This is a genomic window from Hymenobacter duratus, from assembly GCF_014698995.1.
GTDB classification, from domain to species: domain Bacteria; phylum Bacteroidota; class Bacteroidia; order Cytophagales; family Hymenobacteraceae; genus Hymenobacter; species Hymenobacter duratus.
Window position 1 is genome coordinate 1,695,552 of record NZ_JACWZZ010000001.1, and the last position, 19,607, is coordinate 1,715,158.

15 protein-coding genes are annotated in these 19,607 nt (G+C 61.0%); 6 read left to right on the forward strand and 9 right to left on the reverse strand.

Going from position 1 to position 19,607, the window contains the following annotated elements; translation table 11 throughout:
* Positions 1 to 68 precede the first annotated feature (68 nt).
* Positions 69 to 1,592 carry a hypothetical protein gene (locus tag IC231_RS07060; protein WP_190783787.1) on the forward strand — a complete coding sequence of 508 codons (1,524 nt, stop codon included), beginning with the start codon at positions 69 to 71 and terminating at the stop codon, positions 1,590 to 1,592.
* A 79-nt stretch (positions 1,593 to 1,671) separates the two neighbouring features.
* On the opposite strand, the gene IC231_RS07065 is transcribed toward IC231_RS07060, so the two are convergent.
* From IC231_RS07065 to IC231_RS07080, 4 genes are all read right to left on the reverse strand, one after another.
* Positions 1,672 to 2,985: a hypothetical protein gene (locus IC231_RS07065; RefSeq protein WP_190783788.1), complete on the reverse strand. Its 1,314-nt coding sequence runs from the start codon at positions 2,983 to 2,985 to the stop codon at positions 1,672 to 1,674.
* Positions 2,986 to 3,085: 100 nt separating this feature from the next.
* Positions 3,086 to 4,297 carry an OmpP1/FadL family transporter gene (locus IC231_RS07070; RefSeq protein ID WP_190783789.1) on the reverse strand — a complete coding sequence of 404 codons (1,212 nt, stop codon included), beginning with the start codon at positions 4,295 to 4,297 and terminating at the stop codon, positions 3,086 to 3,088.
* Between the two features lie 165 nt (positions 4,298 to 4,462).
* Positions 4,463 to 5,524, reverse strand: a complete 1,062-nt coding sequence (gene mltG / locus IC231_RS07075) for an endolytic transglycosylase MltG (protein WP_190783790.1) — start codon at positions 5,522 to 5,524, stop codon at positions 4,463 to 4,465.
* Positions 5,525 to 5,643: 119 nt separating this feature from the next.
* On the reverse strand, positions 5,644 to 7,089 hold the full coding sequence (locus IC231_RS07080) for a helix-turn-helix domain-containing protein (protein ID WP_211538918.1): 1,446 nt from the start codon (positions 7,087 to 7,089) through the stop codon (positions 5,644 to 5,646).
* A 313-nt stretch (positions 7,090 to 7,402) separates the two neighbouring features.
* Here IC231_RS07080 and aceB point away from each other — a divergent pair, with 313 nt between their 5' ends.
* Entirely contained in the window at positions 7,403 to 9,034 is a 1,632-nt protein-coding gene (aceB, locus tag IC231_RS07085; RefSeq protein ID WP_190783792.1) for a malate synthase A, read from the forward strand.
* Positions 9,035 to 9,298: 264 nt separating this feature from the next.
* Positions 9,299 to 10,579, forward strand: coding sequence for an isocitrate lyase (aceA, locus tag IC231_RS07090; protein WP_190783793.1), 1,281 nt, complete (start codon positions 9,299 to 9,301; stop codon positions 10,577 to 10,579).
* Positions 10,580 to 10,914: 335 nt separating this feature from the next.
* Here aceA and IC231_RS07095 read toward each other — a convergent pair whose 3' ends face one another.
* Positions 10,915 to 12,084, reverse strand: a complete 1,170-nt coding sequence (locus IC231_RS07095) for a ribonuclease D (RefSeq protein WP_190783794.1) — start codon at positions 12,082 to 12,084, stop codon at positions 10,915 to 10,917.
* Positions 12,085 to 12,308: 224 nt separating this feature from the next.
* Complete coding sequence (locus IC231_RS07100) at positions 12,309 to 12,779, reverse strand: hypothetical protein (RefSeq protein ID WP_190783795.1); 471 nt, start codon at positions 12,777 to 12,779, stop codon at positions 12,309 to 12,311.
* A 197-nt stretch (positions 12,780 to 12,976) separates the two neighbouring features.
* Between IC231_RS07100 and IC231_RS07105 the strand changes: the two genes are divergently transcribed.
* Together IC231_RS07105 and IC231_RS07110 are read left to right on the forward strand one after the other, a co-directional pair.
* Positions 12,977 to 13,246 (forward strand): hypothetical protein, encoded by a 270-nt coding sequence (locus IC231_RS07105; RefSeq protein ID WP_190783796.1) that lies wholly within the window; start codon positions 12,977 to 12,979, stop codon positions 13,244 to 13,246.
* 175 nt (positions 13,247 to 13,421) lie between these two features.
* Positions 13,422 to 16,013, forward strand: a complete 2,592-nt coding sequence (locus IC231_RS07110; protein ID WP_211538919.1) for a M14 family metallopeptidase — start codon at positions 13,422 to 13,424, stop codon at positions 16,011 to 16,013.
* A gap of 84 nt (positions 16,014 to 16,097) precedes the next feature.
* Here the strand turns inward: IC231_RS07110 and IC231_RS07115 are convergent, their stop codons facing one another.
* From IC231_RS07115 to IC231_RS07125, 3 genes are all read right to left on the reverse strand, one after another.
* Positions 16,098 to 16,415: a hypothetical protein gene (locus tag IC231_RS07115; RefSeq protein ID WP_190783797.1), complete on the reverse strand. Its 318-nt coding sequence runs from the start codon at positions 16,413 to 16,415 to the stop codon at positions 16,098 to 16,100.
* Between the two features lie 86 nt (positions 16,416 to 16,501).
* Positions 16,502 to 17,740 carry an S-adenosylmethionine:tRNA ribosyltransferase-isomerase gene (locus IC231_RS07120; protein ID WP_190783798.1) on the reverse strand — a complete coding sequence of 413 codons (1,239 nt, stop codon included), beginning with the start codon at positions 17,738 to 17,740 and terminating at the stop codon, positions 16,502 to 16,504.
* Positions 17,741 to 17,868: 128 nt separating this feature from the next.
* Positions 17,869 to 18,654, reverse strand: a complete 786-nt coding sequence (locus tag IC231_RS07125; protein ID WP_211538920.1) for a class I SAM-dependent methyltransferase — start codon at positions 18,652 to 18,654, stop codon at positions 17,869 to 17,871.
* Between the two features lie 197 nt (positions 18,655 to 18,851).
* Between IC231_RS07125 and IC231_RS07130 the strand changes: the two genes are divergently transcribed.
* On the forward strand, positions 18,852 to 19,481 hold the full coding sequence (locus tag IC231_RS07130; RefSeq protein ID WP_190783799.1) for a hypothetical protein: 630 nt from the start codon (positions 18,852 to 18,854) through the stop codon (positions 19,479 to 19,481).
* The last annotated feature ends 126 nt before the right edge of the window (positions 19,482 to 19,607 follow it).

Here is a 19,607-nt window from a genome sequence, read left to right on the forward strand (position 1 = left end):
GAATAAGGCTTCCGCTGGCTTACCTCACGGGCAAAACTAGCATCTTGCGGCCTCTCTTGCCGCTTTTCATGGTGCAGCCTGCTTCCCGCTCCTCTACTTTCTGGCTTCCGCTGCTGGCGCTGGCGGCCCTTGTGGCAGTGCGCCTGCACGGCCTGGCGCTGGCGGCCCTGCCCGACTACGACTCGGTGCGGAATTGGGAGATTGTGCGTGAAGTAGCCACCGGCAACCTGCAGAACCTGTTTCACCACGGCAGTCCGGGCTTCTCCCTGGTATATGCGCCCGTTGCCTGGCTGACTGCCGACTACCGGGTATTTCAGCACCTGAACGCGCTGGTGGCGGTAGCGGCGCTGGCTTGGCTGGTGCAGTTCGTGGCCCGGGAAGTCCGCTTGGCGGCGTGGGAGACGGCACTGCTGCTGCTCTTTGCGGGCACTTCTGTGTTTCTCACGTTCTCTGGCCGCGACTTCACCGCCGGCTCCTGGAGTCTGCTGTTGTTTGTAGGGCTGCTGCAGGCGCAATACCGGCGGCTGCAGCACCCAAGCCGGGCCGCCCTGCTACGGGCTGCCGTGTGGCTGGCGCTGGGCCTCAGCATCAACTACAAATTTCTGCTGACACTCCCGATTCTGCTGCTGCTGGAACTGCTGTATGGCGGCCGGCTGCTGTGGCAGCCCCGCACGCTGCTGCGCGTAGTGGCAGTGCTGCTCACGCCCTACGCCGTGCTTGGCTTGCTGGGAATGGCTGACGGGGTGCCTTGGTACCGCTGGGAAGCCGTGTACTACAACCTGGTGTTTCCGGGAGCCAGCAACGCCGCCGGGCGCGCCGGCCATCTGCGCTTCGACGGGCTGTATTACCTGCGCTTCCTCTGGGATTTTGAGTCGCCGATGCTGCTGCCGGTGCTGGCGGTGGCGGCTGGGTGGCTCCTGTGGCACTACGGGCGGCACCTGAAGCTGCCACGCGTGGCGCTTCTCTGGTATCTGGCGGTGTGGGCCGGCTGTTTCCTGCTAGGAATGTCGCTGCTCCTGAAAGCGCCCCGTGGTTTGCTGCTGGCGTATCCGCTGTTCTACTTGCTGGCGTTTTTGCTGCTACGGTGGGCACTTCGCCGCTGGTCCGGGCGGGCCGGGCCGATGCTGTTGGCAGGAGTAGCTGTCTTGGCTACGGGTTTCAACCTGTACCGGGTGCAGCAGGAAATATATGCCTACCTGCCTACCCACTACGGGCAGGTGGCGGCCTGGCTGCACCAGCACCAGCCCGGCCCCGTGCAGGTAGCCAGCACCGTGAGCCTGGGTCTGTGCCCTTTTCTGCAGGACACGGATACGCTGGCTGTTGCCATGAACGAGGCGCAGCTGCAGAATCTGCGGCAGCAGGGGTATCGGTTCGTGCTGCTCGACGGGGCCTGGCGCGTGGCCGGCGCAGCTCCTTTTACTTCCCTTGCTCACCACACGCCAGTAGCCACCTGGGCTGAGCCGCTGCTGACCTCGCCCTTGCTGTTTCTGGAGCATTCAGAATATACGGGCCTGGGGTACAGCGCCACCTTAGCCCGGCAGCGCGTCGCCCGCCTCGATTCGGTGCAGCTACGCCTGTACCGACTGCCGTAGAGCAGCCGGCCAGTTGGTAAAAAAGAAGCGCGGCACCTGTTGGGAGCCGCGCTTCTTGTGTCAAATAATGGTGCTGTGCTTAGGGGTTTACCTTGGTCGGTAGGTCGTTCACGTTCAGGAGCGGGATGTTCGCATCGTACGTGCTGTTGATAACACGCAGGAAGGTATTGGCCAGCAACGCGTTGCCGCGAGGCGTGAGCGAGTAGCCATCAAGGGAGTAGAAATTGCCGCGCACCAGCTCCGACGTATACAGCACGCCGTTCACGTTAATCTGCTCAGCCACCTGCTGAAACAGCGCGTCATTCACATCAATGAGCGGCTGCTTGAAGGTGGTCTGGTTACGGGTTCGTAGCTCGTCGCGGTAAAGCGTCATGGCCCCGTTGATGCGGGCAAACTCGATGTAGTCCAGCACGTCGCTGCCGGAGATGGGGTTCTGCTCATCACCGTAGGGCACGGTCTGCGGAGCGCCCGTCACCGACTCCAGCTTCCCAATGCGGCGCTGGCCGGCCGGCAGAATGTAGTCGTCGCCGGACACTGGTTGCAGGGCGCCGTTGAATGCCCGAACGTAGACGGTATAGCTTGGGCGGTTGGAGCTGGCCCGCAGCCGTTCCTGCAACGCCACGCCGTTGCTGAGTCGCAGCAGAGGCAGGGTCGTCAGGGCCGGTGGCAGGGCAACAACACCTTTGCGGCCGTTGGCGGTGAGTTGCGTGAGCAGCTGGCCGGCGTTCTGGGCCATCGTGGTACCCGAGGGCAGTGGCCCGCAGCTTCCGCCACTCAGCAGGTAAGGCAGCATATCATCGAGGCCGGCGAAGAAGGTAAAGAACGTCGCGTTAGGGCTGGCCGTCGTTACTACCTGCAGGTACGTGCTGTTGCTGTTGGCAGGCAGAATCCGCTCAAAATACGGATTGAACAGCCCTACCCGGGTCAGGTTAGCCGAGTTGCCAAGGCCTGCCGTGGCAATCTGCGTGAGGCGCAGGCCCGGTACGCCCAGGTTCTGGGGCAGCGTGGTAGCCGCCCGTGGGTATTGGTACACCGTATCGGCTCCGTTGCAACCGGCCACATTAATAAAGCGTCCCAGCGTGGCGGCCGCCGGCACCTTGCGCGTGATGGGCAGGCCATTCGCCTGCAGCCCCACCAGCGTCAGATAGCCCGTGCCCGCGCCATCCTCCAGCAGAGGCAGCGAAAATTCTGCTTCCGTATTTACCAGTGCAAACTGGTTGGCCAGCATGTTGGCGTAGGAGTACGTCTGGCTCTGACGCGTAAGGCCGCCATCAGCGAAACCGGCCGTATAGGAGTCGCCCACGGCGAGGTAGCGGGTCAGGTTGAGGCTGCCGCTGCTGGGAGCCGGCTCAGTCTGGTCGGGCGAGCAGCCGGCAAACGGTAGCAGGGCCATTGCAACGGCCGGAAGGGCTACACGGCCGAAAGAGAAGGAAAAGTTGCGCACTGGTAGGCAGGCGTTAGATTGAGATGGAAACGAGCCTCAGCCCGGACTACTACTGGCCAGCGCGCGTTGCGCGGCCACCAAACGAATACGAAAGACCAACAGCCGCCGTGTGCACGGCCGTCCGGTAAGAACCGTCAATGCTGCTGACAACGTCGCGCGAGATATTGACGCGGGCCCGCCGCTCACCGCCCTGCGAGTAGCTGTAGCCCATATCCAAGAGCAGATTGGGCTTGATGGCCAGAGTCAGACCCAGGGAGCCACCCAGCAGGTTGGCATCGGGCAGGTCGGCGTTGATGTACTCGTCGCGGACAGGGGTTTCGTCGTAGCTCACCCCGGCTCGTAGGGTCAGGATAGGGGTGGCCGTGTATTCTGCCCCTACCCGGAAGGACATGGCGTCTTCGTAGCGGCGGCCGGCCGTTACACGGGTTGCGTTGTCCATCTCGAAGTTGAGCGAATCGTAGCGGCTCCAGCTGGTTAGGTTGAAATCGAAGGTAACCAGCAGGTTTTTGGTCATACGGTCCGCCAGACCCACCGACAGCGTGGAAGGCAGTTCGATATCGGTCCGGAAACCCATGGACGCCGGATAAAGCGTAGCGTCGCGCTCCAGAACACCGGAATATGCGGCTTGACCATTACCCACTTTCAGCGTGACCGGGGTGCGGAAGCTGATGCCAAACGACAGGTCGTCGGCGGTGCGGCCGTACAGGCCGATGTTGGCTCCGTAGCCGCTGCCGCTGCCTTCAAACCGGGCCTGGGCGCTCCGGTCGTCGTATTGGCCCAGGGCCCGCTGCTGCCGCAGGTCGCCGTAGGCATAGATAAACCCGGCTCCAACGCTGAAGTTGTCGTTGATCTGGTAGGCTACCGTCGGCTGCACATACACGGTTGTGAGGCTGGATTCCTGCACTACGCTACGTCCTTCCCAATCAGATGGCCAGGTGGTCTGGTAACCGAAAGGCTGATTTATGCTCAGGCCGACACTCACTTTGGGCGCTACCCGCGCCGCGGCGTAGAGGTAGCCCGATGGCTGCGGCTCCAGCTCCTGGCGCGTCTGCCGCCGCGAGTCGGTACCCACAAACGACGACAGCCGGGCTGTGCCCATGCCGCCTACGCTCACATGAATCAGCGAATCGAGGTGCCCGATGGCGCCGGGATTGTAGTACATCACCGCAATGTCGCGGGTGTAGGCAGTGCTGGCTCCGCCGAGGCCCAGAAGCCGCGCACTCTGCGGCCCCGACTGGAAACCGCCCGCTGTGGCGGACATCGAAAGAAACAGTAAACCAGAAAAAAGGTAACGACGCGTCATGCAGGCTGGGTTTCGGACAATAGGCGGCAAAGGTAGCGCAATAGCGGGATTAAGTGATTAAGTAATTGAGGGATTAAGTGGCTGAAAGCTCGGGCTACGAAAGCCGTGATTTACGTTGGCAACTCACCGCTTTACGCCCAGGCTGTCGAGTGTGTGCTGGTAGCGGCGGGCGTTGCGCTTGTGGTCGGCGTAGGTTTCGGCAAAATCGGAGAATCCGCTCAGGTCGGGGCGGGCACAGAAGAACAGGTAGCGGTGGGCCGCCGGCTTCAACACCGCATCCAGGCTCTGGCGGTTGGCGGAAGTGATAGGGCCGGGCGGCAGCCCTTTGTGCCGGTACGTATTGTAGGGCGAGTCCACGAGCTTGTCGCGGTTGAGCACGCGCTTCACCCCGAAGTTGCCGATGGCCCAGAGCAGCGTAGGGTCGGCCTGCAGGCGCATGCCGCGCCGCAGCCGGTTCAGGTACACGCCCGCAATAAGGGGCTTGTCTTCCTTTTTGGCCGTTTCGCGCTGCACAATACTGGCCAGTACGTGCACTTCCACCAGCGAAAGGCCCAGCGAGTCGGCCCGCTGCCGGCGCTGCGCCGTCCAGAACCGTTGGTGGGTGGCCGCCGCCGAATCCAGAAACGTGCGGGCCGGGGTGTTCCAGAAGCAGCGGTAGGGGCCGGGCAGGAACAGGGTCAGGATGGTGGTGGTGTCGAGCTGGTAGCGGCGGCGCAGAAACGCGTTGTCCTGCAGCAGCCGGCGCAGCTCCACCGAGTCGGCTTCCAGCTGCCGGCTGATCTGACGCGTGAGCTGGGGCTTATACTTGAAGGCATCGAGCGTGAAAGACACCGTATCCTGCTGGTCCTGCATGAGCTTATCGAGCAAAGCAGCGTTGCCCAAGTCGGGCGTGAGCAGGTAGCGGCCGGGGCGTATCTGGGCGGGATAGTTGCGCCGCGCTGCCAGCCACTGGAAAGAGGCTGGCTCAAGTAGCAGGTCGTGCGCAGTCAGGGAGTCCAGCACCGCTTGGTAGGAAGCGCCCGTGCGGATGTAGAGGTAGGCCGGCCCGTACGGCGACTTTGCCACGTTGGGCTGCCACAGCAAGCGCCACGCTCCGTACAGCGCCACGCCACCCGCCAGCAGCAGCACAATCAGGAGCCAGAGCACTACCCGGCGGCGAACAGAGGAACGAGGGGAAACTGTCAAACGAAGAGGATAAGCAGGTTAGGCAATGCTGTAAAGATAACGGCTGCCCCGGGGAGGGCAGCCGTTGATGCGGGTTGCGGGAAGTCGTGACAGTACAGCTTGCGGGCCAAAGCGGCCGTTTAGCCGCCGTTTACCAGGGCGTTGATGGCGTCGGCGGTTTCGCGCTGGCGCTGGCGGCGCGCTATTTCAACGGGTGGTGCTGCCCGAACCTCACAATCCGGAATGGAGCACCGCTCACAGGTTTCGTTTACGCGCTTCTGAATAATGGCCGCATCATCCAGAAACTGCACCTTCTGGCGCAGGTTGTCGTCGCAGAGCAGCCCCACAGTGACGCTCACGGCCGGCTCGCCGGGTGCGCCGGCCCGCGTCAACGACAGGCATAAGTACTCGTCCTCGTTGGGGTAGCGCGATCGTTGGGCCCCCATGCTAAACGCCGGTGTTTCGTGCTGGGCCTTGTGTCGCGCCTCCTGAATCAGCCAGATGGCAATCCAGCGGCGGCAGTAGTGCTCGTGCAGCTCGTTGCCGTGCGGGTTGTGCAGCCGCGAGAGGTGCAACTCCTTGCTCAGCAGGTACGCCGCCTCGGCATCGGGTTGGTCGAAGCGCAGGAAAAACAGGCTCTGAATCCCGAAATAGCGCGGCAGCAGGTTGGTGATGCGCTGCATGAACATCTCCGGCGACACATCATACTTCGTGAGCATGGCTTGCAGGCGGGCTGGCTGCCAGGTGGTTTGCCCGAAGAAGTCCTGCAGGTCGCGCACCAGGCTTTCCTCCTCCATCAGCAGCGCGCCGGCGAAGTAAGAGGCTTTAAAGTTGTTGAGCACCTCATCAAAGGAATGAACCGGGAAGGTGGCATTCACGTAGGGGCGCTCTTTCAGGCCGAGATAGTTGAACGCCACTTCGCGGCCCAGTACGAAGGCTTCCTGGGCTTTGCTCAGGCCCGGCCGCAGCAGCAGCGTGCGGGTTTTGGGCTGAAACACCGACCGAAGCCGCCCCAGCGAGACATATTCGGCCAGCTTCTGCCGGTTCAGGGTGTAGCCGTACTTTTCCACCAGCACCCGCTCCAGCTGCCGCGTATCGAAGGGCGCCTGCGTGTTGAGGTTCTGCTCGCCGCAAAAGGTGCGTACGTCCTGCTCCAGCTCCTCAAAATAGTTGTCGTGCATCTCCTGATAGGAGCGCAGCGCGGCCAGAAAGAAGCTTTCCTGGCGCATTTCGTAGTTGCGGGCTATTTCGAAAATGGTGCTGATGAAGGCGTTCATCTTGGCCGGCGCGTCGGCAATCAGCTCCACGATGCGCAGCGGATCCAGCCCAAACATCTCCAGCGGAAACTCCTTCAGCAAATCCGACTGCAGCAGCTCCGAAATGGGTTCCAGCCGCCGGCTCAGCGTCAGGGAAGTCAGCTGGTCGTAGCTGACGCCCAGCACCTTGCTCAGGCCCAGAATCTTATCGGCTTTCGGGTACTTTTTGCCTTTCTCTATCTCATTCAGGTAGGATACCGATACGTCGCAGGCGCGGGCCAGCTCGGCAGGAGTGAAGCCGCGTTCCTGGCGCAATTCGCGCAGTTTCAATCCAAAAATCAACCGGACAACCTGGCTGTGGCTTAGCATAAGGCAATAGGACGCGCAGCAGCCTGCGCGTATGAGGAACAACAAACGGGAACGGATGCCCTGTGCAGCCGGCTACTGGTAACGGTGCAGCTGCAAAGAACCAAAAATCAAAACCTTTCGGTAGCTGCCTGCGCCGCGACCCCGCAAAGCAACGTAAAATCAAGGGTTTATAAAAATTAGCGAAAATTCGCTTGTTTGATAAAATTCGCTGATGTATGTTTGATGCATCCTCCCGAGGTAGTTGCTTTTCGGTCACTTTCACCTTCCCAGTTCTATGTCGCCTTTTACTGATACCCAGCCGGCCGTTGCCGCTCCCCAGTTCCTGACGCCGGAGCGCGTGAAAATTATAGGCGCGTATTCGCCGGAGTTTGCCGAAATCCTGACGCCGTCGGCGCTGGCGTTTGTGGCCGAGCTGCACCGCCGCTTCGACCACACGCGGCAGGCGCTGCTCAAGCGCCGCGAGGAGCGGCAGCAGGCGTTTGAGGCCGGAACGCTGCCCGATTTTCTGCCCGAAACGCGTATGATCCGTGAAAAGCCCTGGACCGTGGCACCCATTCCGGCCGACCTGCAGGACCGCCGCGTGGAAATCACGGGGCCGGTGGAGCGAAAGATGATCATCAACGCCCTGAACTCGGGAGCAAAGGTGTTCATGGCCGATCTGGAGGATTCCAACTCGCCAACCTGGACCAACGTGGTGGAGGGCCAGCGCAACCTGCGCGACGCCGTGCGCCTCACCATCTCGCTGAGCACGCCTACCAAAGAGTATAAGTTGAATGACAAAACGGCTGTGCTGATGGTGCGTCCTCGCGGCTGGCACCTGCTTGAAAAGCACATGCTGGTAGATGGTGAGCCGGTCAGTGCCTCGCTGTTTGATTTCGGGTTGTACTATTTCCACAACGCCCACGAGTTGTGCGCCCGCGGCACGGCCCCGTACTTCTACCTGCCCAAAATCGAGAGCCACCTGGAGGCACGCCTCTGGAACGATGTGTTCGGGTTTGCGCAATGGTCGTTGAAGCAGCAGAAATGCACCATTAAAGCCACGGTGCTGATTGAGACGCTGCCGGCCGCCTTCGAGCTGAACGAAATCCTGTATGAGCTGCGCGAGCACAGCGCCGGCCTCAACTGTGGCCGCTGGGACTATATTTTCAGCTACATCAAGCGGCTGGGCCTGAAGCCCGAGTTCCGGCTGCCCAACCGCGCCGACGTAACGATGGCAGTACCGTTCATGGCTGCCTACTCACAGCTCGTTATTCAAACCTGCCACCGCCGTGGCGTACACGCCATCGGGGGCATGGCGGCCCAGATTCCTATCAAAAATGACCCCGAAGCCAACGAAGCCGCACTGGAAAAAGTCCGGCTGGACAAGGTGCGGGAGGCCAAAAACGGCCACGACGGCACCTGGGTGGCGCATCCCGGCCTCGTGCCGGTGGCGCTGGCCGTGTTCGATGAGCTGATGCCCGAGCCCAACCAGATAGCCAACAAGCGCGAGGACCTGGTGGTAACGGCCGAGGATTTGGTGCGCGCCCCGCAGGGCCAGATTACCGAAGACGGCGTCAAGCTCAACATCGACGTGGCGGTGCAGTATCTGGAATCGTGGCTGGGCGGCAACGGCTGCGTGCCGATTTACAACCTGATGGAAGACGCCGCCACCGCCGAAATCAGCCGGGCGCAGGTGTGGCAATGGCTGCACACACCCGGCACCGTGCTGGCCGACGGCCGCCCGCTGACAGTGGACCTGTACCGCAGCCTGGTGCCCGGCCAACTGGAGAAAATCAAAGCCCTGGTAGGGGAGGAGCGCTACGCCGCCGGCCGCTACCTGGAAGCCGCCCGCCTGTTTGATAAGCTGGTGATGAGCGAGAAATTCATCGAATTCCTGACCGTGCCGGCCTACGAGCAACTGGCGTAAGCACCCGCGCTTGGAAGTGGTGCTCCCGGCTCCGCGCTACGGCATCCGGAACCGTGCCGCGGGGGCCCGCCAGCAGGTCTGCTACTGCCAGCGGGCAGGAGCGCCACTTCAACGCACCTTTTTCTTCTTCTTCCCGATTTCAAAACCGGCTTCGAGCCGGCCGGGCAGCGCCTTGCTTTTAGCGCGGGTGCGCCTGTTCTACTCTCTTCATTTTTCTTTCTCCAACCAGCGGCCTGTTTCAGGTCTGCACAACCTTCTATTGCCATGAACAAGCAGGAACGCATTGCCGCCATCAAGCAGGACTGGGCCACAAATCTGCGCTGGAAAGGAATTGAGCGGCCTTATACCGCCGAGGAAGTAGTGAAGCTACAAGGCTCGGTGCAGATTGAGTACTCGCTGGCCCGCCAAGGCGCCGAGCGGCTGTGGCAGCTGCTGCACACCGAAGAGTATGTGGCCGGCCTCGGAGCCCTCACCGGAAACCAAGCCGTGCAGGAAGTGCAGGCCGGCCTCAACGCCATTTACCTGAGTGGCTGGCAGGTGGCAGCTGATGCCAACGGCGCCGGCCAGATGTACCCCGACCAAAGCCTGTACCCCGCCGACAGCGTGCCGGCAGTGGTGAAGCGCATCAACAACGCTCTGCTCCGCGCCGACCAGATCCAGAGCGTATCCGGCGAGGGCGACGTGCACTGGATGGTACCGATTGTGGCCGATGCCGAAGCAGGTTTTGGGGGCAACCTCAACGCGTTTGAGCTGATGAAGATGATGATTGAGGCCGGGGCCGCGGGCGTGCATTTCGAGGACCAATTGTCGTCGGCGAAGAAGTGCGGGCACTTGGGCGGCAAGGTGCTGGTGCCTACTCAGGAGGCCATCAACAAGCTGGTAGCGGCGCGCCTGGCTGCCGACGTGCAGGGCGTGCCCACCCTGGTAGTGGCCCGCACCGACGCCGATGCCGCCGACCTGCTCACGGCCGACGTGGACCCGCGCGACCAGCCCTTCATTCTGCAGGAAGCTGAGCGCACCTCCGAGGGCTTCTACCGGGTGCGTTGCGGCGTGGAAGCAGGCATTGCCCGCGGCTTGGCCTACGCTCCCTACGCCGACCTAATCTGGATGGAAACCTCGCACCCCGACCTGGAGCAGGCCCGCCAGTTTGCAGAGGCTATTCACGCGAAATTCCCGGGCAAGCTGCTGGCTTACAACTGCTCGCCCTCGTTCAACTGGGCCGCCAAGCTGAGCGTGGAGCAGATGGAAACCTACCGCGAGGAGTTGGCAGCTATGGGCTATAAGTTCCAGTTCATCACGCTGGCTGGTTTCCACGCCCTCAACACCAGCATGTTTGAGCTAGCCTTGGCGTATAAAGCGCGGGGCATGGCCGGCTACTCGGAGCTACAGGAGCGGGAGTTTGCGCTGCAGATGCACGGATTCAGGGCCGTGAAGCACCAGAGCTTCGTGGGCACCGGCTACTTCGATGCCGTGCAGAACGTGGTGACCAGCAACCTCACCAGCACTGCTGCATTGGTGGGCAGCACTGAGGAAGCGCAATTCTAAACCACGGATTTTTCGGATTTGACGGATTGGTCGGATTTTGTGGACGACGCTCCGGACGTCATTAGTAACGGCCCGGAACTCGTGTCGAAAGGCCTGGAAACTGTGTCGAAGGGTCTGGAAGTCGTGTCGACTGCCCCGGAACTCGTGTCGAAAGGCCTGGAAACCGTGTCGAAGGTCCCGGAAGTCGTTTCGAAGGGTGTGGAAGTCGTGCCGAACGGGCCACGCATTTGCTCACCCTTGAGGGGTGGTGCAACAGAAAAGGCGCTTCGAGTGAAGCGCCTTTTCTGTTGCGGTAGTAGCAGCGTAATCCCTAAAATATGCCTGGAAGCCGTGATTTAGAAGGGTTGCGCTATCTGCTGATAATCCAGGCCGTGGCGCTGGGTGGTTTCCTGCAGGATGGTTTTTTGCCAAGGGCGCAGCACTTGCTCGGCACCCAGCTCAATGATGTCGGCTACGAGGCGGTTGGACAGGACTAGGTTGGCGACATAGATATTGATGTCGTCGGTGATATGTGTTTTCAGCTGTAGTAATAGCTGCTCACGGGCATCGGCGCGGGCAGCTTTGTCGCCGCTGAGGCGGCGGCGGAACGGGAAGCGGCGCTGCTCACCGGCTTGGGCTGGCTCGGGTACCGCCACAAAGTTTTCGGGCGAGAGGGCTGAGAGTTGCTCCAGATACGGTGGGCGCTTCAGTTCCGGGTGCAGGCCGCGGGCAGATTTCCAGTCGTTGAGGTTGCGGGGCGTATCGCGCACCAGCTCCGACAGCCGGTCGTTGGCGAAGACCATGTAGGGCGGCCGGTCGAGCTGCCGGGCTACCTGGTCGCGAAGCAGGTACAGGTCGCGGAACAAGGGCAGCTCCTGCGGCATGATGCGGTATTTGCCCGCAATGCGCAGGTAAGGCCGCTCGTCGCGGCTATAGCGCACATCCTCCAGCGCGGCGTTTTCCTCGTCGGCCCAGTGCTGGCGGCCCAGTGCCACCAGCTTGTCGCGCAGCCGGTCAGTCAGCTCAAACAGGTAGAGCACGTCGTTGGCGGCGTAGAGCTTCTGCGCTTCCGTGAGCGGGCGCTTCAGCCAGTTCGACTTCTGCTCACCCTTGTCCACTTCCAGCCCCAGTTCGGCCTGAATGAGGCGGCCCAGCGAAATATTGTTGTCCGACTCGCCCAGGAGCGTGTATTGCACGCTGGTATCGATGATGTTGCGCACGTGCACGCTGTACAGCTCATCGAGCAGCAGAATATCGGACTTGCAGCTATGGAAGACCTTCGCCACCGCCGGCTCGCGCAGAATGGCCCAGAGCGGCTCCAAATCGTGGGCCGGGTTGGTGAGCGGTAGCGGGTCGATGAGGTACACAGTATGTCCGTCGAACACCTGAATCAGGGCCAGGTTGCGGCCGTAGCGGTGCCGCATGTCGTCAAACTCCAGGTCGATGGCAATACGCGGGGCAATGGCGAGCGTGTGGGCCGCTTGCTGCACTTCGGCAGCCGTAGTTAAGTAGTGAATGGCAGACATTCGGGGGCGGAAAAGGGCGGCAGGTACTGGATGACGCCCAGATAGGGGCCAAGCCAACCAGAGTAAAGGTAAGTAGACCGGGCGGGCTAACCCAACGCGCGACCAGTTGAAACAGTAGGCGTGTCGAGCAGCGGGCGGGCCAATATAGCCAGATGGCGTAGTCCGGCAATGCTCCGGACCCCTACAGGCTGGCCGGAAACCGGTATGAAAAGCGGGTGTCGGAGCTAGTCGTCGTCCTCGTCGTCGTCGCGGGTGAAGTCCAGCTCGCGGGCCAGCTGCAGGGCTTCTTGAATCGTGCTGTCCATGAGCGGCTGCGAGTCGGCATCGAGGGTGCGCTCAAAGAGGTTGAGCAGCAGCTCGCCTTCCTCGTTCACGTAAAGGTTTGTGTAGAGCCGTTCAAACGCCTTGGCCTCTTTGTGCATGGCCGCGTCAATTTCGCTGATGGAGCGCGCCAGCAAGGCACGGTTCAGCGCGTCCACTACGTTGCGGCTGTCATCATGGTCACCGAGGTCGGCCAGCAGCTGCAGAATGCTCATGGCGGTGCCCAGACGCACCCGCTCAAACCGGAACGACAGGTCGTTGGTGGAGGCGCGCTGAAAATCGGAGTAGGCACCCAGAGTGGAGGGAGACAGGAAACGGGCGGGGTCAGCCACCCGGCTAAAGGCTTCACGCAGTAGTTCTTCGTAAGCAGACATAACAGCTGAAAAGGCAGCAAACACGCGGCTTTATGGACGCCAGCGGTTGATAGTGAGAGGAAATCCGACGGGAAGCAGTAATTTTCTGAAACCCTAGACGGCAAAGGTACGATTGGAACGTACGCTCTCTAGTGCCGCCCTGCCTGAGTTCCCCGATTGTCCTACCTGTTCTCCCTGCTTCCAAATTCCTCCTTGCCATGACGCATAAGAAAAAGTGGTTGTTATTTGCCCCGGCCGGGCTGGTTGTTGTTGGCTTTGGCACCTGCCTCGTGCAATGGGCGGCCAGCAAAAAGGAACGCGGCGCACCAACCGGCGAATGGGTAGCGGCCGGCACCCTGGCCTTGGGCGTGCTGAATACAGGTCTGAGCCTGCTGGGCCGGGGGATTGTGGAGAATGTGCTGTACGAGGTGCGGGAGAAGGAAACGGAAAGCCCGGATTTCGACTACAGCAACGTAGCGCGGTTTTAACGCATCATAAAAAGAAAAAGCCCATCAGTTACTTCTGATGGGCTTTTTCTTTTCGCCATGGCCTTGGTCTGATGTCCCGGTTTCCTGTTGGTCATTGCTGCGCGGCAGTTTCCGGGGAAACCGTGCAAACGACAGCCGCCTGCGTACCTTTCGTCTTCGATCTACTGCCTGTCTGATGAGAAAAAAGTACTACTGTAAGCCCCGGTGGGCGTATCTGGGGATGATGGCGCTGCTGTGGCTGCTGCGGAGCGCGCCGCCGGTACAAGCGCAAACTCCTGCTGCTGAAACCGGCCCGTTGCTGAACCCCACCCAGTTTTTGGGCTATGAGCTGGGAAGCCGCTTCACGCCGCATGCCACGCTGCTGCGCTATGTAGAGCATGTAGCGGCGCATGCTGCCGGCCGGATGCGGGTGCAGCCCTACGGCAGCACCTACGAAAACCGGCCGCTGGAAGTCGTGCAGATTGGAACTCCTGAAAACATGGCGCGGCTTGAGGAAATCCGGCAGAACAACCTGCGCCTCGCGGGGCTGGCCAGCGGTACCGCCCGCACCGATGCGCCTGCCGTGGTCTGGCTGAGCTACAACATTCATGGCAACGAGGCTGTGTCGTCGGAGGCCGTGATGCAGGTGCTGTACGATCTGGCTAATCCGGAGAACCCGGAAACCCGGCAGTTTCTGCAGCATACCGTGCTGCTCGTGGACCCCTGCGTAAATCCCGACGGGCATGAGCGGTACGTGCAGTGGTACAACCGCGTGCGGGCCCAGGTGCCCAATGCCTCGCCCTACGCCTGGGAGCACCGGGAGCCCTGGCCCGGCGGCCGCTTCAACCATTACTACTTCGACCTGAACCGTGACTGGGCCTGGCAGACGCAGCAGGAAAGCCGCCAACGGCTGGCTCTCTACAACCAGTGGCTACCGCAGGTGCACGCCGATTTTCATGAAATGGGCCCCGAAGACCCGTACTACTTTTCGCCGGCGGCCAAGCCGTTTCACGAGGACATTACCAACTTCCAGCGCAAGTTTCAGGGCATTATCGGGGATTACAACCGCGCCGTGTTTGATAAAAACAACTGGCTCTACTTCACCCGCGAAACCTACGACCTGTTTTACCCCAGCTACGGCGACACGTACCCGTCCTTCAATGGCGCCATCGGCATGACCTACGAGCAGGGCGGCTCCGGCCGGGCCGGTGTGCGCTACGCCAAGTCCGACGGCGACACCCTGACGCTGGCCCAGCGCATCAGCCACCACCACGCAGCCAGTTTGGCTACCATTCGGGCCGCTTCGGAGCGGCAGATGGAGCTGGTTAAGGAGTTCAGGAAATACTTCGATGAAGCCCGCACGGCACCGCGTGGCTCTTATAAGTCGTACGTGGTGGCTGGTTCCGGCGACCCTGGCCAGCTGCGCGCTTTCACGGAGTATCTGCAGCGCCAGCAAATTCAGTTTGGCTATGCGCCGCGCCGCCAGCGCCTGCGGGGCTTCAACTACTTTGCGGGCCGCGAAGAAACTGTGCAGGTAGAAGCGCAGGATGTGGTCATCAGTATGTATCAGCCCAAATCAACGCTGGTGAAGGTGCTGTTTGAGCCACGACCCGCCCTGGAAGACTCGCTCACCTACGACATCACCGCGTGGGCGCTGCCCTACTCATTTGGGCTGAAAGCCTACGCCCTGAAAGACCGGATAGCGGCCAACGGCCAGGCCGCCAATACGCCTACTGTTGTCGCCGCCTCATCGGCCGCTCTGAGCCAGCCGTACGCGTATGTGGCCCGGTGGAATAATCTGCAGGATGTGCGCTTCCTGAGCCGGCTGCTGCAGCAGAAAGTGAAAGTGCGCGTTGCGGGCCGGGCTTTTGAGTCGGAAGGGCAGAAATACCTGCCGGGCACGCTCGTCATCACACGCAACGGCAACGAAGCGTTGGGACCAAAATTCGACCAGCTAATACGGAGCCAAGCCGATTCGGCTGGCGTGATGGTACGGGCCGTGCAGTCGGGCTTCTCTACCTCCGGCGCCGACCTCGGCTCGGGCTATGTGCGCAACGTGGCGCGGCCCAACATTGCGGTGGTGGCTGGCAATGGTGTCTCGCCAACGGCTTTTGGTGAGGTATGGCACTTTTTCGAGCAGCAGATTGGCTATCCGGTGACTGTACTGGGTACTGACTATTTGCCTTCGGTGCCGCTGGCTAAGTTCGATGTACTGATTTTGCCCGATGGCGACTACTCGGAAGTGTACAGTGAGCGGCAGCTGGAAGCCCTCAAAACCTGGGTGCGGGGCGGGGGCCGCCTGATTGCCATGGAAGGCGCGGCGGCTTTCCTGTCGGGCAAGAAAGATTTCCTGCTGAGAGCAAAGCCCGCCGACAGCACCGCTGCCCGCAAAGCCGATCCTTACCGCCTGCTCAAGCCCTATGCTAATGCCGAGCGGGAGCAGATTGGCGAGCGGGTACAGGGTAGCGTCTACCGGGTACTGCTCGACAATACCCACCCGTTGGCCTTTGGCTATGGCAACACTTACTTCGCCCTCATTCGTGATACGCTCAACTACCGATTCTTAGGCGAAGGAGGCTGGAACGTAGGCGTGCTGAAGCGCGACAACTACGCCGCCGGGTTTGCCGGCCGCAATGCCCGCCGAAAGCTCAACGACACTTTTGTGCTCGGTGCGCAGGATATGGGCCGGGGCCAAGTCATTTACCTTGCCGATAATCCGTTGTTTCGGGGATTCTGGCAGGGAGGAAAGCTGCTTTTTGGTAACGCCCTCTTCTTCGTGGGCCAGTAGCTCAGGCTCCTGAAATAACCCCGCTTCTATAGAAAAGGCCCCGCTGACGATTCAGCGGGGCCTTTTCTATAGAAGCGGGGCAGACTAATCTACTACGTCCTCGGCTTTGTTTTTCACAGCTTTGGCGCCTTTCTTCACGGCACTGCCGGTTTTCTTAGCTCCTTTTTCAACGACGCGGCCCGTTTTCTTGCCGGCGTATTTCACGTCTTCTTTCGTGTTGTAGGCTTTCTGTCCGGCTTCAGTGCGGCCGGTGCGGGTTTCGGTTTTCACGGTGCCGTTGTCACGCACGGTGGCTTCGGTTTTAGCACCAGTAGTCTCATCACGGACAACTACTTTGTCGCCCTGGGCGAAGGCTGCGGTAGAGAAGGCTGCGGCAGCAAGCAGCATGAGCATCTTTTTCATGAGTTCAAATATCAGGAGAGGCCATAAAACGACCTGAGCCTTATACGGCGCTGATAAATTTGGTTGCCAAACCAGCTTGTGCAGCACTATGGCAGCAGCAACGAACTGTCGCCGTAGCTCAGAAAGCGGTAGTCATTGGCCAGCGCATGCTCGTACACCTGTCGCCAGCCGGGGCCTATCAGGGCAGCCACTAGCAGCAGCAGCGTGCTTTCCGGCTGATGAAAGTTGGTAATCAGCCCCTGGATAACCCGGAATCGGTAGCCCGGCGCAATCAGCAGCTGCGTGGTGGCATGCAACGTGTCAAGCTGCTGCTCAAGCATGAAGTCCAGCAAGGCCTGCAGTGCAGCGGCAGTGGCTAGCTCCGAGCCGGGCTCATAGGGCTGCCACTGGCCTACGTGTGGCACCGCATCACCGGAAAGCTGCCCCAGTGCCGCCTGCACTCCTAGCCAATACAGGCTTTCCAGGGTACGCAGACTGGTGGTGCCCACTGCCATAACCGGGCGCGGCGCATGCCCCAGCAACTGCCGCAGCACGGCTGCCGACACGCTGATTGGCTCTCCGTGCATGGCATGGCCCTCCATCCGGTCGGCCTTCACGGGCTGGAAAGTACCGGCTCCCACATGCAGCGTCACGCGCACCGACTGAATACCTCGCTGCGCGAGGTCAGCCAAGACCTGGTCGGAGAAATGGAGGCCGGCGGTGGGAGCGGCCACGGCCCCTTCCTGCACCGCATACACCGTTTGGTAGCGCACGGCGTCCACGTCGGTGTCTTCGCGGTTGAGATAGGGAGGCAGGGGGAGGTGGCCGGCCCCGCGCAATACTTCCGCAAACGGCAGTGTGGCCGGCTCCCACCGGAACCGGATCAGGGAATACCCGTCAGCAGCCTCCTGGCGCTCAGCCGTGAGTGTGGCGGGTTGGCCCTGCGCCGTAAACTCCAGCGTGACAGGGCCGCTTTTCCAGCGTTTACCGTTGCCTACGAGGCATTTCCATACACATTCGCCGGTTTGCTGCATGGCCGGCTCGATGGCGCGGTGCGGTGCCACAGGTTCCAGGCAAAACAGCTCAATCAGGCCGCCTGTAGGCTTGTGGCAGAACAGCCGTGCCCGCACCACCTTGGTGTCGTTGAAAACCAGCAGCGAATCGGTGGGCAACTCGGTGGGCAAATCCCGGAACGTATGGTCCTGCATGGCGCCCCGGCGGTATACGAGCAGGCGCGACTGGTCACGCTGGGGCAGCGGCTCCGGGGCAATGCGCTCGGGCGGCAGCTGGTAGGTGTAGTCGTGGATGGAAAGCTGGCGTGGATCAACGGGCGAAGTGGTCGGCATAGCTACAAAGGTAGAAGCTGCCTCCCATTGCATAGCGCCCGCTTCGGAAAAGCTGCGGCCCGAAACGCAGCAAGCCCCCGGCATATCCTCATGCCAAGGGCTTGCCCAAGAAACTGCACAGCGGCAGGCTACTTCGCGCGCCGAAAAATCAGAAGGTGCTGCTGCGGAAGCGTCTGGCGGTTTTCCACGAACTCCAGGCCCACTGCCTCCACTTCCTTGCGGGCCTGTTCTTCGCTCATCTTATGAATGCGCTTGATGGGCACATTCACGTCTTCGGCCCGATATTCGACCAGTGCCAGCCGGCCGCCGGGGCGTAGCGCCTCTTTAATGGCCCGCATCATCTCACGCGGGTGGTCGAATTCGTGATAGGCATCCACGATAAGCACCAGATCCACTCCGCCGGCCGGCAGGTTCGGGTTCTGCACAGTGCCCAGCACCGGCTCCACATTGGGGGCCTTGTTCTGGGCCTTGTTGTCGCGCAGGTACTGTATCATCTCCGGCTGAATATCAACCGCCAGCACTTTGCCCTTGGGCACCAGCGAGCTGATCCGGAAAGAGAAATAGCCGGTTCCGGCCCCGATATCGGCCACCACGTCGGTGGGTTTCAGCTGTAGCTCGCGCAGCAGGATATCGGTACCCTCTTCTTCCTGCCGGTCGTTGCGTTCCAGCCAGTCGGCACCCTCGTGGCCCATTACGTGCGCAATCTGGCGCCCCTGGTAGTACTTGCCGATGCCATTGGGGTCTTTGGGAGCCGCCAGCCGGTAGCCGCTGGTGTCAGGAGCTATTGACTGGTCGGAGAGCAAATGCCGGTCGGCACCAAGGGCCGCCGAGCTTTCCATAGGAGTCTGGGTGCAGGACGTGGACGAAAGCAAAGCCAGTACCACCGACGCCTGGAGCAAAGAAGAGGATATCATACGCACAGGTGCAAATAAACCGTGTTCCGACCAACATCCTATTCTCCGGAAGGGTTCGGCCAGGTTGTGGTAGAACGGCCGAGCTATGTTTTGCCCGGATTAAAAATGCAGCAAACCCCACGAATTTTCCCGCCATATTCTAATTTGGCCCGTACAAAGCCTGTTTACGCAGTTTTCACCAACCCTTTCCTTCTTTTATGAAGCACCTTTTCCACCACCTGCCCAAGCTGGCGGCCCTTGCCGCCATTGCCCTGAGTGCCAGCAGCTGCAACCGCGCCGAGTATGCCATGCTGCCCAAAACCACGCCTTACCACGCTACCTACCATGGCACTGCCAAGATGACGGCGCCCGTAGCGCAAAAGCAGGAAGTAGCTGTGGCAGAAACGCAGTCTGCAGTTGTAGAAGAAAAAAATGTTGTGGCTGAAGCACCGGCAGCGGTAGCCGCAGCCCCGGTTGCCGCTCCGGCCACCACCACAGAGCCCGTAGCTGCGGCAGTTGCCGCTCCGGTAGCTGCTGCTGCTAAAGCTGCTCAGCCCGCCACGGCGGCTGCGGCCCCGCGCAAGCTGAACCTGATGGAAAAAGTAGCTTTCAATAAAGTGGTCAAGAAGGTTGACAAACTGGCCAGCAAAGTTCAGTTTAAGCAGGGCAGCGAAACGGCCGGCACCAGCAAAATAGGTGGCTACCTGCGCACGGGTATCATCCTGTTGCTGGTTGGTCTGCTCGTTTCTTTGCTGAGCGGTATCAGCAACATATTCGGCATCATCGGCGGTATCCTGGCCATCATTGGTCTGATCTTCATTATCCTTTGGCTGCTCGACGAAGTCTAGCCTTCGCCTGACGGACATAGTAGAACCCCGGCCGCTATGGTCGGGGTTTTTTTGTGGCCTGCCGGACTAGGCGCTAAAAAACCGGAAGCAAGCAGGTAGTGTGGCTGAATTAGCGTTTCTTGCCGC

Bases quoted from the DNA above. Each gene is read 5' to 3' on its own strand.
- IC231_RS07130 (WP_190783799.1), top strand. From the start codon at position 18,852: ATGAAGCACCTTTTCCACCACCTGCCCAAGCTGGCGGCCCTTGCCGCC.
- IC231_RS07065 (WP_190783788.1), bottom strand. From the start codon at position 2,985: ATGGCCCTGCTACCGTTTGCCGGCTGCTCGCCCGACCAGACTGAGCCG.
- IC231_RS07110 (WP_211538919.1), top strand. From the start codon at position 13,422: ATGAGAAAAAAGTACTACTGTAAGCCCCGGTGGGCGTATCTGGGGATG.
- IC231_RS07125 (WP_211538920.1), bottom strand. From the start codon at position 18,654: ATGATATCCTCTTCTTTGCTCCAGGCGTCGGTGGTACTGGCTTTGCTT.
- IC231_RS07100 (WP_190783795.1), bottom strand. From the start codon at position 12,779: ATGTCTGCTTACGAAGAACTACTGCGTGAAGCCTTTAGCCGGGTGGCT.
- aceB (WP_190783792.1), top strand. From the start codon at position 7,403: ATGTCGCCTTTTACTGATACCCAGCCGGCCGTTGCCGCTCCCCAGTTC.
- IC231_RS07105 (WP_190783796.1), top strand. From the start codon at position 12,977: ATGACGCATAAGAAAAAGTGGTTGTTATTTGCCCCGGCCGGGCTGGTT.
- IC231_RS07095 (WP_190783794.1), bottom strand. From the start codon at position 12,084: ATGTCTGCCATTCACTACTTAACTACGGCTGCCGAAGTGCAGCAAGCG.
- IC231_RS07060 (WP_190783787.1), top strand. From the start codon at position 69: ATGGTGCAGCCTGCTTCCCGCTCCTCTACTTTCTGGCTTCCGCTGCTG.
- IC231_RS07070 (WP_190783789.1), bottom strand. From the start codon at position 4,297: ATGTCCGCCACAGCGGGCGGTTTCCAGTCGGGGCCGCAGAGTGCGCGG.
- IC231_RS07120 (WP_190783798.1), bottom strand. From the start codon at position 17,740: ATGCCGACCACTTCGCCCGTTGATCCACGCCAGCTTTCCATCCACGAC.
- IC231_RS07115 (WP_190783797.1), bottom strand. From the start codon at position 16,415: ATGAAAAAGATGCTCATGCTGCTTGCTGCCGCAGCCTTCTCTACCGCA.
- aceA (WP_190783793.1), top strand. From the start codon at position 9,299: ATGAACAAGCAGGAACGCATTGCCGCCATCAAGCAGGACTGGGCCACA.